A 14,723-nucleotide genomic window follows, 5' to 3' on the forward strand; every position below is an offset into this window, starting at 1 on the left:
CCTGTAGTCCTCATCATGATCGGAGCCCTAGCCGAGCACGACCCCGATCATGAGCAATGTCCGTGCTCGTACAACAACACTACCCAGCATGAACGACACCTTGTCGGATCTGTGTTGAATTTGCCGCGCAAGCGCGGCGGGTTCGCGGCCCTGGGAGTCTCGCGTCCGAGCGGTCGAGACTCGCGCCTGCAGCGCATGCACTTCGACCGCTCGGACGCGAGACGGCCGCGAACGTCGCTCGTAAGACTCGCTCCCGAGGGGTTGTGTTTGCGAGTTCATTGCCGCCCTTCAACGGGCGCCTAGGTCGTCAGCTGTTCGACCAACTGGGCGGCGGTGTCGACGCCGTCGAGCAGCTTGCCGACATGCGATTTGGTGCCGCGGCGGGGTTCCAGCGTCGGAATTCGGACCAGCGAATCGCCGCCGAGATCGAAAATCACCGAATCCCAGCTCGCCGCCGCGATATCGGCGCCGAAGCGGCGCAGGCATTCACCCCGGAAATAGGCCCTGGTGTCGGTGGGCGGATTGGTCATCGCGTCGAGCACCTGCTGCTCGGTGATCAGCCGCTTCATCGAACCGCGGGCCACCAGGCGGTTGTACAGGCCCTTCTCCAGGCGCACATCGGAGTACTGCAGATCCATCAGATGCAGTTTCGGGGCGGCCCAGCTCAGGCCCTCGCGCTGGCGCATACCCTCCAGCAGACGCAGTTTCGCGGGCCAGTCGAGCAGGTTCGCGCACTCCATCGGATCCCGCTCCAGCAGGTCCAGCACCATCGCCCAGTTGTCCAGGATGTCCTGTACGCGCGGATCGTCATTACCTTCGCGATCCATGAACTTGGCCACCCGCTCGTGGTAAAGCCGTTGCAGCGCAAGGCCGGTCAGCTCGCGGCCGTCGGCGAGCGCGACGGTGGCGCGCAGCGTCGGATCGTGACTGATCGCGTGCACCGCGGTGACCGGGCGGGCCAGTTGCAGATCGGACAGGTCCTCCCCCGCCTCGATCAGGTCGAGCACCAGCGCGGTGCTGCCGACCTTCAGATAGGTCGACATCTCGGCCAGGTTCGCATCGCCGATGATCACGTGCAGGCGGCGGTACTTGTCGGCGTCGGCGTGCGGTTCGTCGCGGGTGTTGATGATGCCGCGCTTGAGCGTGGTCTCCAGACCCACCTCGACCTCGACGTAGTCGGCGCGCTGGGACAGCTGGAATCCGGCGTGATCGCCCGACTGGCCGATGCCGACCCGGCCGGAACCGCAGATCACCTGCCGCGAGACGAAGAACGGGGTGAGCCCGACGATGATCTGGTTGAACGGGGTGTCGCGGCTCATCAGGTAGTTCTCATGGGTGCCGTAGGAGGCGCCCTTGCCGTCGACATTGTTCTTGTACAGCTGCAGCCGCGGCGCACCCGGCACGCTCGACGCGTGCCGTGCCGCCGCCTCCATGACGCGCTCGCCCGCCTTGTCCCAGATCACCGCGTCCAGCGGATCGGTCACCTCGGGGGCGGAGTATTCGGGGTGGGCGTGGTCGACGTACAGGCGGGCGCCGTTGGTGAGGATCATGTTGGCCGCGCCGACCTCGTCGGCGTCGATCACCGGGGCCGGGCCGTTCATCCGGCTCAGATCGAAACCGCGGGCATCGCGCAGCGGCGATTCCACCTCGTAATCCCACCGGGTCCGCTTCGCGCGCGGCACCCCCTCCGCGGCGGCGTAGGCGAGAACCGCTTGAGTGGAGGTGAGTATCGGATTGGCCGACGGCTCCGTCGGAGTGGAGATGCCGTACTCGACCTCGATACCGATGATGCGCTGCATACGTTCGAGCGTAGTGTGCGCGGCGCGCGATGCCGCCGCAAGCCCGCGCATATGGATTCGGCAATCATCCTCGCGGTGGTACTTCCGGAGGATACGGGTTCCGGTGCGCGGCCGAGATAGTCGACGGCATGACCGAATCGACCGTCTCCGTCCCCGGCGGGCACACGGGTGTCGCGCCCGCGAGCACGGGTGGCGTCGCGTCGCGCTTGGCGACGCTCGATGTGCTGCGCGGCATCGCGATACTCGGCACGCTCGGCACCAATATCTGGATCCTCGCCAACCCCGAGGGCATGATCGGATATCTGCACGACGTCGATCGATCCGCGCACGGTTGGATCTGGGTCGAGCGGGTGCTTCAGCAACTGGTCCAGGGCAAGTTCCTCGGACTGCTCACCATCATGTTCGGCATCGGCCTTGCCATCCAACAGAATTCGGCGCGCCGGGCCGGACGGCGCTGGCCGGGTAGCTACCCGTGGCGAGCCGGGCTGCTACTGCTCGACGGGCTGCTGAACTTCCTGTTCGTCGCCGAATTCGATGTGCTGATGGGCTACGCGGTGACCGGTCTGGTCGTCGCCTTCGTTCTCGCGAAAAGCGAACGGGCACAACGTCGCTGGCTGACGTGCGCGGCGGGCGTGCACGTCGCGATTCTGACCGTCATCGCGGCGGGCATGATACTCGCGCCACAGCAGTCGAAACCCGCCCAACCGTTGGACCCGAATCCCTATGCGGACGGCTCCTTCTGGGATCTCGTCGGCTTCCGATTGGCACACCTCGGCACCTTCCGGTTCGAGCCGGTATTCATCTTCGCCATGTCGATCGCGCTGTTCCTCACCGGCGCGTTCCTGTATCGCAATGGCGTGTTCCGCGTCGAGGGGTCGCGGATCCGCAAGCGGTTCATGGCGATCGGCTTCGGGATCGCGCTGCCCATCGACCTGCTCGTCGGCGTGTTGGTCGGCGGTGACGCGATGGCGTTCACCAGATACGGCACCGCGCCGTTCGTCTCGCTGGGGATTCTCGCGCTGGTCATCGAATTCTATCTGCGACGGCCGCGGGTCGGATTCGTCGGGCGCAGGCTCACCGAGGTCGGCCGGACCGCGCTCAGCTGCTACATCCTGCAGAACCTGGTCGCGTCGATCCTGTGCTACGGCTGGGGATTCGGGCTCGCGGCACGGGTATCCGACACCGCGCGAGTGCCTTTCACGATAGCGATCTATCTCGTCACCGCCGCGGTGATCGTGACGGGTGCGCATCTGTGGTTGCGGCGCTTCGAACGCGGGCCGGTCGAATGGGTGTGGAATGTGAGCTATCGGGCGCTGGCCCGGGAGCGCTGAACCCGCCGAGTCGAGCCGTGTCCGCGGCGGCTCGACTCGGCGCTGTTCGGCTGGCGAAACCGCCTCGGGGACAAGGTCGTTCGCTACTGTCCGCCGAGCGCCGGGCTCAGCGCGGTGCCGCCGCTCACATCGATCACGTCACCGGTGATCCAGCGGGCGGCGTCGGAGGCGAGGAAGGCGATCACGTCGGCGACATCGGCGGGCCGCCCGATCCGGCCGAGCGCGGTCATACCGCCCATCGCCGCGCGCATATCGTCATTCAGGACCGACGCCATGGTTTCCGTCTCGACCGGGCCGGGCGCCACCGAATTCACCGTGATGCCACGCGAACCGAGTTCCACCGCAAGGGTTTTCGTCATGACATCGATCGCGCCCTTGGTCATCGCATACGCCACCTGCGACGGCGCGGCCACCCGCGGCGCGATCGAGGAGATGTTCACCACGCGGCCGCCGTCACGCAGCAGCGGCACCGCCCGCTGGGTGACGAACAGCGGCGCGGACACATTCACCGCGAACAACCGGTCCACCTCGGCCGGGGTGAGCTGCCCGAGCGAGCCGCCGTTACCGCCACCGCCCGCGTTGTTCACCAGAATGTCCAGCCGCTGCCCGGACAGACCCGCCGCCAGCCCGTCGAACAGCGCATCGATGCCCTCGGGCGTGCCGAATTCGGCCCGCACCGCGAAGGCGCGACCACCGCCCGCCTGTATCTCGCCGACCGTCCGCGCCGCGGCCTCGGCATTACCGCCGTAATGCACGACAACCAGCGCGCCATCGGCGGCCAACCGCAGCGCGACAGCGCGCCCGATTCCGCGCGAGCCGCCGGTGACGAGAGCGGTTTTGCCGGTAAGCGTTGACATTTCGAACTCCTCTGCGATGGATGATCCGTTACGCGAACCACATTCATCGACAGCGCTCACCGAACACGCACCGTCCGCTCACCGGCGCTCACCGGCGCGTGCGCCGACAACGACGGCACATGGGGGCGAGAGTGCGACTACGGCGAACCGCGATGCGTATCCGCCCGACCTGGCACCAGCTCGCATGCAGGCGGCGCGATCTGTTTGAAAGGGGTAGCGCCACCCGCGGTACCGCCCGGAACTCGCCCACGAGCGGAGGTGTTTCCTCCGCCGACGCACATCCCGCAGCGGCGCGCGGAACCCGCCCGCAAGCCGACCTGTTCATCGGCCAGCGCACATCCCACGGCAGCGCGCGGAACCCGCCCACAAGCCGACCTGTTCATCGGCCAGCGCACATCCCACGGCAGCGCGCGGAACCCGCCCACAAGCCGACCTGTTCATCGGCCAGCGCACATCCCACGGCAGCGCGCGGAACCCGCCCACAAGCCGACCTGTTCATCGGCCAGCGCACATCCCACGGCAGCGCGCGGAACCCGACCACAAGCCGAGGTGTTCGTTCGCCAACGCGTATCTCGCGGCAGAGCGCGGCTCGCCCACGCCGACCTGTTCATCGGCCAACGCGCATCCCTCGGCACAGCCCGGAACTCGCCCACGCGCCGACGTGTCATTCGCCAACGCGCTCCCTCGGCAGCGCGCGGATCTCGACCACAAGCCGAGACTGTTTGCTTGGCTCGCGTATCGGGTGTGATGGGTTCGGGGCGACCACTGGATGCCTGGCTGGGTGGGTCGAGTGCATACTCGTGCGCGTGTGCGTTGCCGGTCCGATGGGAAGTTGACGTGTTCGGGGTTCTCGGTGCCGTGCTGGTGATGCGGTCGGACGGGTCTGCGGTGGCGGTGGGTGGGCCGCAGGTGCGGGCGTTGTTGGCGATGTTGGCGCTGGAGGCCGGGCGCACGGTCGGCCGGGACGCGTTGATAGACGGGTTGTACGGGGTGGATGTCCCTGCGGACGCGGGGCATGCGTTGCAGTCGCAGGTTTCCCGGCTGCGGCGGGTGCTGCGGGACCATGCGGTGGAGGTGGTTTCGGCGGGCGGCGGATATCGGCTGGCGTTGGATCCCGATGCGGTGGACGCGCATCGGTTCGCCCGCCTCGCCGCCGACGGTCGGCGCGCGCTGGCGGCCGGTGACGCGACCGGTGCGGCCGCCCTGCTGGACGAGGCGCTCGCGCTGTGGCGCGGTCCGGCGCTGGCCGACGTCCGGGATATGCCCTTCGCCGACGTGCAGGTCACCCGGCTCTCCGAGGCGAAGCTCACCGCGCAGGAGGACAGGGCCGCGGCCGCGCTGGCGCTCGGCGAGGCCGGGCGGGTCATCGATGATTTCACCGAAATCGTTGCCGCCCAACCACTTCGGGAACGTGCACGAGCCCTGCTCGTCCGCGCGCTGGCCACCGATGGCCGACAGGCCGACGCGCTGGCGGTCTTCGAGGCGGGCCGGGAACTGCTCGCGACGGAGCTCGGCGCGGATCCGGGCCCGGAATTGGCCGCTGCCCATCTCGAGGTGCTGCGCGGCGAATCGGCCGTACCGGCGCGCAGCCGGACACTGCCCGCCCAGCTGACCGAAATAATCGGCCGCGATGACGAATTATCGCGCTTGGCAACGGTATTCGGCAGAACAAGACTGGTCACCCTGACCGGACCGGGCGGTACCGGCAAGACCCGGCTCGCCATCGCGGCGGCCGAGCGGAGCACCGGCGACGTGTGTTTCGTCGATCTCACCGTCGTGGCCGCGGATGATCAGGTCGTGCACGCGGTCGCGACCGCGGCGGGCGTCCGGGCCGCGGCCGCCGATATCGAAACCAGGCTCACGGCAACCCTTTCCGGCCGCGCCGTACTGCTCGTCCTGGACAACTGTGAGCACATCGTCGCCGCCGTCGCCGCGTTGACGCACCGGCTGCTCACCGCCTGCCCCGGCCTCCGGGTGCTGGCCACCAGCCGGGAGGCGCTCGGCATCACCGGCGAATTACTGTTCCCCGTAGGACAATTGGACGTCGGGGTCGCGGACGATGACCCGGACACCGCCGCGCGACGTTCGGCGGTGGCGCTCTTCGCCGAACGCGCGTCGGCCGCCAGTCCCGGTTTCACCCTCGACTCGATGACGGTCGCCGCCGTGCGACGCATCTGTACCGCACTCGACGGACTGCCGCTGGCCATCGAACTCGCCGCCGCCCGCCTGCGCGCGCTGTCGCTGGACGAGATCGAGGCGCGACTCACCGATCGCTTCCGGCTGCTTTCCCGCGGCGGCCGTACCGCCGCGCCCCGGCACCGCACCCTGCGCGGCGTCGTCGAATGGAGTTGGGAGCTCTTGGATTCCGCCGAGCGCACGCTCGCCCGGCGGCTGACCGTATTCGCGGGCGGCTGCACATTGGCCGATGCCGAACAGATCTGTGCCGTACCGGATACCGACGATCTGCTCACCGGCCTGGTGGAGAAATCCCTCGTCGAAGCGACCGACGGCCGCTATCGCATGCTGGAGACGATTCGCGAATTCGGTGCCGAGCAGCTCACCGCCTCGGGTGAACTGGAACGCTTCCAGCGCGCCCACGCAACGCATTTCGCGCGGCTGGCGGCCGTGACCGATCCGCTGCTGCGCGGCGCGGATCAGCTCCCCGCGCTTGCCAGGCTCACCGCCGAACACGGCAATCTGCTCGCGGCGCTGCGCTGGTGCGCCGACAACGATCCGGAGCTCGGCGGGCGACTGGCACCGGATCTGTCCTGGTATCTGTGGCTGCGCGGCCTGCGCTCGGCGGCGGCCGGACCGGCCGCCCGCATCGCCGCCACCCTGGCGAACAGCGAAACCGACTTCCCCGCAGCCGAATACGCGCTGTGCGTCACGATGGCCGCCGCGGGCGGTGCGGCGGGTCCGGCCGAACTCGCTCATGCGACGCGCGCCCTGCTGGCCGCGAAACGCCCACTGCGCCTGCCACATACCGTGCTGATGCTCGCCATGGTCACCGGATCGATCGTCGATCCCGATGGTGATCCCGACGCCCAGCGCGACCTTTTCGACACCGATCCCTGGTCACAGGGCCTGCTGCGGCTCGGCACCGGCCTGCGTCACCAGTTCCTCGGCGACGAAGCGGCCGCACGCGCCGAATTCACCACGGCCCTGGCGGAATTCCGGACCGTGGGCGATCGCTGGGGTATCGCCTCGACTCTGGACAAACTTTCGGCGTCGGCCCAGCGCGACGGCGCGCTGGCGGAAAGCCTGGCGCTGGCCGACGAGGCCATCGCGCTCGCGGAACAGCTGGGCACCGTGGAGGATTCGGCCGATCTGCTGATCCGCCGCGCCGACGCCCGCACCGCCGCCGGCGATTTCCCCGCGGCCCGTGCGGATTACGAGCGGGCGGGCCGCGCCGCCCACGCGGTCGGCTCGGCCGAGATGTTCGCCGACGCCCAGCGTGGTCTCGGCGACCTGGCCCGGCAACTCGGCGAATTCGATACCGCCCGCGCGTGCTACGCGGCGGCGCTCACCGGCTGCACGGCCGACTCGATACCGGCCGCCGAGGTGCGCGCGAAGGTGGCGAACGGCATGGCCGCACTGGCCGCGAATACCGCGCAACCGCAGGGTGATTCATAACGCCGGGCGGTATCGCGGCAGGCCCCCGACCGATCGCCGGTCTGTCGCCGAGTAGAGCGGGATTCGAACACGAGTAGACCGCTACTCGTGTCCTTACGGCGCGTCTGTCCGATCCTCGGTACGCGTCACCGGGTTTCGGGTGGGCGCACAGGTGATCGGGAGGTGCGCCATGCCGGGTCCGGCGCGTGCGATGAGTTGTGCCGCGGCATACGCGCGGCTACGGAAGCTGGCGAACGAACAGGTAATTCGTCTTGCCGAACCGTCGACGGCGAACAGGGTGCTACTGGACGGTCTCGGCCCGCACACACCCGGGATCATCGCGGGTGTCCGGTTGCACGACACCGCGGGCGCACCCTACCGGCCTGGTCTCCTCGACCCACGAAACGCATTGGCGCTCATCAGGTTCACCGAATTCCTCCGGGACAATTTCGGCGTCACCGAACTGCTGCTCGACGCCGGCGGTCACTGCGCGGCGCTGCGCGAGAGCCACCGCACCGGCCGCGCGATCGATGTCGCGGGTGTCGTCATGCTCGTCGGTGAGGTGCGCCGCCGGATCACGGTGGCTGACCACTGGGGTGGCGTCGCCACCGCCGCAACCCCGGGCGGCGACTGGCCCGCGCACGCCGGGCCATCGCTGCGCTACCGCCTGGACGAACCGGACGCGCATCCGCTCGGCGATCCGGACGGCGATATGTTCGTCGCCGACTTCTTCCGCAGCGTCTACGATTTCGCGGCCGGTGAGTGGCAGGACCGCTCGACCGGACCCGATCCGGCGGGCCCGCCGACCGCCATCGGCGAACCGAGCCTCATCCGGCATCCGGATCATCCCGGATGCCCGGTGGCGCCGCACCGGCGCAGGCGCTACCGGACACATCTGCATCTACAGATCGGCGGTACCGAATAGCAACCGCCACACCGATTCGATCTCGAGCCCGGCCACCCGTCCTTCGATTCGATCGCATCCATCGACCGGCGAATGCGGGTGGTGCTGGAAGCCACCAGTTCCAACGGCCCATGATCTGCATCAATGCGGGCACCAGAACGAGCCGGATCAGCGTCGCGTCGACGATCAAAGCCGTTGCGACGGCGAATCCGAGTTCCCGCAGGCCGTTCATTCGCGACGCCAGCAGGCTGCCGTACCCGACCGCGAGAATCACCGCGGCAAGCGAAATCGGGCGCGCCGTACTCTGCAGGCCGGTGGCGACCGCACGGCGATTGTCCCCTGTCGCCAGGTATTCCTCCTGTATCCGACGCACGAGGAACAACTCGTAATCCGTGGACAACGCGAACAGCAGGACGAACACGATCAGCGGCACCTGGGGCCAGATCACCGCCGGGCCGGCCGCGGAATCGCCGCCGTGGCGCTGGAATACCAACACGACGAGCCCATACGCCGTCCCGGTGGCGAGCAGGCTCATCAATATCGCCTTCAGCGGGAGTAGCAGGCTGCGGAGCATGACAAGCAGGAGGGCGAACATCAGGGCCAGCACACAGCCGACCACCCACCACAGCTTGACCGCCGTCTCGCCGAGGATGTCCGCCGCGGTTCCGCCTGGCCCGCCGACCAGCGCGGAGACACCGGGCGGTATGGCACCCGGCACGATCTGTGTGCGGATCCGCTGCACCAACCGCGTCACCGTGGTCGAGTCGACGACGTGGCCGGGCAGGACGAGGATGGCGGTGAGGTCGACACCGTTGTCGAGGGAGGTAACGGCGGCGACATCCGGATCCGCACGCAGGGCCGCCTCGAGTGGTCGACTGTCCACTTCGGTGCCGTCAGCCGGCCGTTCCAGTAGAACGGCCACCGCGGCCCGCATGCCCGGCAGTTCGTGTTCCGCGATGGTGAGACCGGCGGCGAATGGCGTGTCCGCCATCGCCCGACGTTCGGGGTCGGTACCTATCGTCATATCGGTCATCGGGATTGCCGCACACAGCAATCCGACGGTGACAGCGATGGTGTACGGCCATGGGTGTCGCATGAGGTGCTCGACCCAGCGAGTCAGCCATTCCACCCGTGCGGTAGGGCCGGTCGGCGGGGTTCGCCACGCCAGCCACGGCGTCAGCGACACCAGAACAGCCGGCAGCAATGTGACCGAGGCAGCCATCACCACGACGACCACCGCCATGGTTCCGATCGCCGCCTGAATGAATACGTGCCAGCGAACGAGGAACAGGGCCATGGACGCCAAGATCAAGATCAGTCCCGAATACAGCACCGTGCGGCCGGTCGTGGACAACGCGGCACTGATCGCCCGTTCCGGCGCCGCTCCGGCCGCCAACTCCTCCCGGTAGCGGTTCATCACGAACAATGCGTAGTCGATGCCGATACCCAATCCGATCGCATTGATCCCGACGAGCAGCATGCCGTCAACCGTGAAAATCCGGGTCAGTAGGGCGAATACACCGAGGGTTACCAGCGTCGACGCAGCGGCGATCAGTACCGGCACCAATGCCGCGACCGGTTTTCGCAGACCCCACCACAGCACTGCGATCGCGAGCGGTACCGCGACGAGTTCGATATGCCGCAGATCCGTGACCTCGACCTGCTGGGCCTGGTGACCGAATACGGATGGTCCGACCAGATATGCACGGACCGCACCGCCGGATACCGCCTGCGTCGCGCGGTCGACGGCGGTCTGCAACACCGGCGCGCTTTTCTGACGGTGCCGATCGTCGCCGGAGAAGCCCACCAACAGATATGCCGTGTGCTCGTCGTGCAATAGCGGCCGCAGTGGTTCTAATGTGTCGGGCAACGCCAATGGCTGGTCGGGGTCACCCGCCACCGGTAGCAGGAGGACCCCGGAGACTCCCTTTTCGTGTCCCAGTGCCGCCATGCCGGCATCGATCGCCGCTCGAAATGCCGGGTCCGCTGTCCGGCGATCGGAGGAATGCAACACCGCGATGGAAGGTTCGTCGCCTAGTGTCGGCAGACGCTCCGCCAGAATCCGGCTCACCCGTTGGGATTCCGAGCCCGACACCTCGATCGGCGGAGCCAGGATCGATCCCAGTAGGTGCGGCAGTCCGATCAGCCCGGCAATCGTCGCGATCAGCCATCCCAGGTAGACCCGGCGTCGGTATCGGACCATGGTTACCGCCAGCCACGGCAGCATGCCCCCGGAGCGCGTTGGGCCGCTTGTTCTCTCGGTGCCGCTCGTCCGCATGCCGGTCACAGCGTCTGCTCATATCGCTCGATTCGCCGTTGTGAATCGGCGATGATTTCACTCAGGGACACGACCGTTCGCTATTTCGGCTCGACGACGTGAACATCGCCTTTCACCGTGAAAGTGCCGGTCGGGAGATTTCCTCTGTCGCATGACTTCATAATCACAGCGGTGGTGGTGGTCCCACTGACAGTGAGGGCATCCGATTTGTGCTTGCTGTCCGGGGTAAGTTTTATTGTCGCCTCGAACTTCGCCGGCTTTGTCGGCCTACCCGCACCGAGCGGAATGGTGATCCTGATGTTCCCCGTGGAGATCTTGTCTTCGCCACCACTCGCTTCTTGTTCTTTCCCTTCGATGCCGGACGACTCGATCACACAGGTATTACCGGACTCGGTGAACTTCAATGTTGTTGCATCACCTATGTCCGTGCCCGGCACATTACACCTTTTGTCATCTTCGGCAGGAACATGGAGATCGCCCTCCCCTGCGGTAGCGTTGACTTGTCCGCTATCCTTCGCGATCACGACTTTACCGTTGACACCGTTACAGTCGAACTCGCTTGCCGAGGAGTCGTTATCCGAGTCCGCCAATGTGTCCTGGGCGTTGAGAACGCTGTATCCGAAAGCGGCCGCGCTCAACAGTCCTGCGGTAAGAAAAGCCGACCAACCCATTCCCTTTCGGCATCGCATCGAACTCACCGGCTCTCGCTTTTCCGATCGTCCTATTTTCACAGGAATCCCTTCGTATGGTTTTTCGAACGAATCATTTCTGCTCGGCAACAACCGACTTCGCATCATGTTCGGTACGGCGCCGCCCGGGGATGGGTGGATCCTGGTCGGTGGCTCAGGAAGGCCACCGACCGGATAGCGGCGTGATCAGTCGATCGGGATCGCTGTGGTGCTGACGACGAAGAGTACCGAAGGTATTGTCGCCGAACGTATTCCGTGTGACCGACGGGCGCCGGATCGGCGAAAGCGAGCCGCGCCGGCGGGCACGTAGGTTAGCATCTGCACTTCGAATCTCCCCCAAGATCGCGAGGTGTCGTGACGTTGGCAGGGCAGTCTTTATCCGCGTTCGATCGAGCTTTTCTCTGGTATGAGCGCACTCATCCGCGGGCGAATCCGGGGATCGGGGCGCTGGGACTCTTCGACGGCGCGGCGCCGTCGCTGGATGACGTGATCAAATGGGTGGACGCGTGTCTGGATGTGGTGCCGCGACTGCGGTGCCGGTTGGTGCACGACCGACGCCATCCGACCGGACTGATCCCGATGCCCATTGATCTCACTGCGCTGGTACGGGAATCGGTTGCCCCGGCCGACTCGGGTGAAGCGGGTCTGCGCGCGACGATCAACGGTCTGCTGGCCGAGCGCTTCACGCCGGACCTGCCACCCTGGCGGCTGTGGCTCATTCACGGCCACGCGCCAGGTGAGTTCGCCACTTTGTTCGTGGCCCACCATGCGATATGCGACGGACAATCGTTGATTGCGATCATTCGAACCTTCGGTGCGGCCGCGGGGACGCCGATGACACACGGAGACGGCGAGACCGCCGGTCCGGTGCCTCCGGGGCGGATTGTCGGGCCGAGCCCACTGGCCGTTGTTCGCGGTGCCGCGAGCGCGATGAGCAGCCTACTTCCTCCGGCGGCCCGGCTCGGGCCGCCGGCGCTCCACGGAAACCGTGACTATCACTGGGCATTCACTCCCGCCGACACCCTCCGGAAAATCGCGGATGGCTACGTCGTGACAGTGAACGACATCCTGCTGGCCACGCTGAGTGGTGTGCTGCGGGACTGGCGCGGATCGCCGTGGCACGACCTGTCGCGGCGCGGGCGGCGGCTGTGGTGCCTGATGCCGATGAGCGCACGCGACGATGTGGAGTTGAGCCGGATCGGCAACCGCGTGAGTTTCGTGCGGGTCGCCCTTCCCTGCGGGGAGCCCGACCCGGTCCGGCGTATCCGGCTCATCGCCGCCCAGACCGCGAAGGCCAAGGCGGGAGGGCGACGTGCGGCAGGAGCCGCTTTCGGTCGCGGGGCGCCCACATGGCTGGCGAGAGCGATCGTCAAGATAATCATGAGCCCCCGTTTCGCACATGTCGTGGCCGCCAATGTAGGGGTGGGATTCGACGGAACGGTGTCGCTCGGCGGGCGACCGATGCGGGCATTGGCGCCGGTGATGGGATTACCAGCCGGGCGCCCGTTGCAGGTGGCTTTCGTTACCTGTCAAAACGACCTCGCCGCCGGTCTGGTCGCCGACGCTCGGATAGCCGGCACGGAAGAGTTGCCATCGCTTTGGGGTCGGGCGGTGGATGAGTTGGAACTAGCGCTGTAAGCGCGGCGACGAAGGGGGATGAAGCAACCTATGGGTCGCAAGCCGGGCACTGTACCGCCCGAATTCGCCGAATTGATTCCGGACGATCAACGGCTATTGGCGTCGTGTTTCGATAATTATCATTCGGTAGGTGGCGGGCTATTCGCTATCGGATCCGAAGTGGAGCGCATCGACCACCTCTCCAGCACCGGTATGGATTATTCCGACGGTAAGCTCTATCGCTGCCTGTGGAGTACGGATGGAAATCCGGCCGAACTCGTCGCCTATGACCATATCGGCGTGCTGAACTATCGACGGCTGGACAACATCTCCATGCCGCACGATGTCATGTCCATCGATGGCCGAATATTGATCGCCGCCACCATACAGAACCAGGTGCAGTGGATCGCCGCGGACGGCAGTGTCGTCCGGTGCTGGACGGCGCCCGGCGAAGTGGACAGCTGGCATCTCAACAGCCTCGCCACCTTCGACGGCGGAATCGCCGTGTGCGCCTTCGGCCGCTACGAACATCGCCGCGGCTGGCAGGCGGCGGGAAAACCGGCGAACGGATGTGTCATCGACCTCGAATCCGGTCGGCAATTACTCGGCGGTCTGCACGCGCCACACAATCCCTATTTCCTCGGCACGTCCTGGCTGGTCTGCAATTCCGCCGCGGGTGAGATCATCGAGGTCGGCCATGCGACCGGCGAAGTGCTGCGGCGACAATCGCTACCGGGCTGGCCGAGGGGCCTGCTGGTGACCGAGCGGCACCTATTCGTCGGCCTGAGCGCCGACCGGCACGCCGCCGGTTCCAAGGGAACCGCGAGCGTCGTCGCCATCGACAGGGAAACCCTGAGGCCGATCGCCCGAGCGGACTGTCCGGCACGGGAGATCTACGCGCTGTCCATGGTTCCGGAAACTCTGCTCGACGGCCTACGGCGTGGGTTCGCGACGAACGCGACCAGGGTGCACGAACAAGGGCAGTGGGCGATGTTCGATGGGTTGGGGATCGAGCCTCGTCGGCTCTGGGCGGTCGGCGAGCTCGTCAGCCCCGAGGAGCAGGGCGTCCATATAGTCGTCGACGCACCCCCGGTGAACCCCTTCCCGGCGGGCGTTCTGCTGTCGCTGCACTGCACGATCACGAATATCGGAACCGCGATACTGACGCCGGCGCCACCGCATCCAACGAAGATCATCCACCGCTGGTACGACGCGAACGGCGACATCGTTCCCACCGAGGAGATCACCGCGGCCCTCGGCGCGAGCCTGCCACCCGGATCGATGTTGACCGTTCCGGTTCGAGCCCGTGCGCCCCGGAACCCCGGATGCTATCGACTGCGGATCACCGCTGCCCAGGACGGCGGCCAGAGTTTCGATGAAACCGGCAGATCGAATTATCTCGATCTCGATGTGACAATATGCGGGAACAACACCCGCGGCACCGACTCCACACCACGCGCGGCCACCAACGGCTGCTACAGCGAAACCCGCAGCAGCACAGTAAAATCGGTGCACAATGTCACCGAAAGTGTGCTAGAGCCAACGTTTTTCGCCGGACCGGCCGACCGGTCTCGGGCCGCCGCACCGCGACCCGATACGGTCGAGTCGTGAGCGAGCGAACCATAGGCACAGCAGC

Annotated in this window: 9 protein-coding genes; 5 read left to right on the forward strand and 4 right to left on the reverse strand. The window is 66.8% G+C overall.

What is annotated here, in order from left to right; all coding sequences use genetic code 11:
• Window positions 1-299: 299 nt before the first annotated feature.
• On the reverse strand, window positions 300-1,799 hold the full coding sequence (gene dop / locus F5544_RS26640; protein ID WP_167475716.1) for a depupylase/deamidase Dop: 1,500 nt from the start codon (window positions 1,797-1,799) through the stop codon (window positions 300-302).
• Between the two features lie 128 nt (window positions 1,800-1,927).
• On the opposite strand from dop, the gene F5544_RS26645 reads away from it, so the two are divergent.
• Entirely contained in the window at window positions 1,928-3,130 is a 1,203-nt protein-coding gene (locus F5544_RS26645; RefSeq protein WP_167475717.1) for a DUF418 domain-containing protein, read from the forward strand.
• A gap of 83 nt (window positions 3,131-3,213) precedes the next feature.
• Here F5544_RS26645 and F5544_RS26650 read toward each other — a convergent pair whose 3' ends face one another.
• The gene (locus tag F5544_RS26650; RefSeq protein WP_167475718.1) at window positions 3,214-3,987 is read right to left on the reverse strand and encodes an SDR family oxidoreductase; all 774 of its coding nucleotides are present in this window, start codon (window positions 3,985-3,987) and stop codon (window positions 3,214-3,216) included.
• 837 nt (window positions 3,988-4,824) lie between these two features.
• Here F5544_RS26650 and F5544_RS26655 point away from each other — a divergent pair.
• The gene (locus F5544_RS26655; protein ID WP_167475719.1) at window positions 4,825-7,620 is read left to right on the forward strand and encodes a BTAD domain-containing putative transcriptional regulator; all 2,796 of its coding nucleotides are present in this window, start codon (window positions 4,825-4,827) and stop codon (window positions 7,618-7,620) included.
• Window positions 7,621-7,789: 169 nt separating this feature from the next.
• The gene (locus F5544_RS26660) at window positions 7,790-8,524 is read left to right on the forward strand and encodes a hypothetical protein (protein WP_167475720.1); all 735 of its coding nucleotides are present in this window, start codon (window positions 7,790-7,792) and stop codon (window positions 8,522-8,524) included.
• Here F5544_RS26660 and F5544_RS26665 read toward each other — a convergent pair.
• Together F5544_RS26665 and F5544_RS26670 are read right to left on the reverse strand one after the other, a co-directional pair.
• Entirely contained in the window at window positions 8,427-10,730 is a 2,304-nt protein-coding gene (locus tag F5544_RS26665) for an MMPL family transporter (RefSeq protein ID WP_167475721.1), read from the reverse strand. The genes F5544_RS26660 and F5544_RS26665 overlap by 98 nt on opposite strands.
• Before the next feature lie 131 nt (window positions 10,731-10,861).
• On the reverse strand, window positions 10,862-11,419 hold the full coding sequence (locus F5544_RS26670) for a hypothetical protein (protein WP_167475722.1): 558 nt from the start codon (window positions 11,417-11,419) through the stop codon (window positions 10,862-10,864).
• 405 nt (window positions 11,420-11,824) lie between these two features.
• Here F5544_RS26670 and F5544_RS26675 point away from each other — a divergent pair, with 405 nt between their 5' ends.
• A complete protein-coding gene (locus F5544_RS26675; RefSeq protein WP_167475723.1) occupies window positions 11,825-13,108 on the forward strand; it encodes a wax ester/triacylglycerol synthase domain-containing protein in 1,284 nt (427 codons plus the stop codon).
• Window positions 13,109-13,267: 159 nt separating this feature from the next.
• The gene (locus F5544_RS26680; protein WP_167475724.1) at window positions 13,268-14,698 is read left to right on the forward strand and encodes a DUF4915 domain-containing protein; all 1,431 of its coding nucleotides are present in this window, start codon (window positions 13,268-13,270) and stop codon (window positions 14,696-14,698) included.
• Window positions 14,699-14,723: the final 25 nt, after the last annotated feature.

The sequence above is a fragment of the Nocardia arthritidis genome (genome assembly GCF_011801145.1).
GTDB lineage: Bacteria > Actinomycetota > Actinomycetes > Mycobacteriales > Mycobacteriaceae > Nocardia > Nocardia arthritidis_A.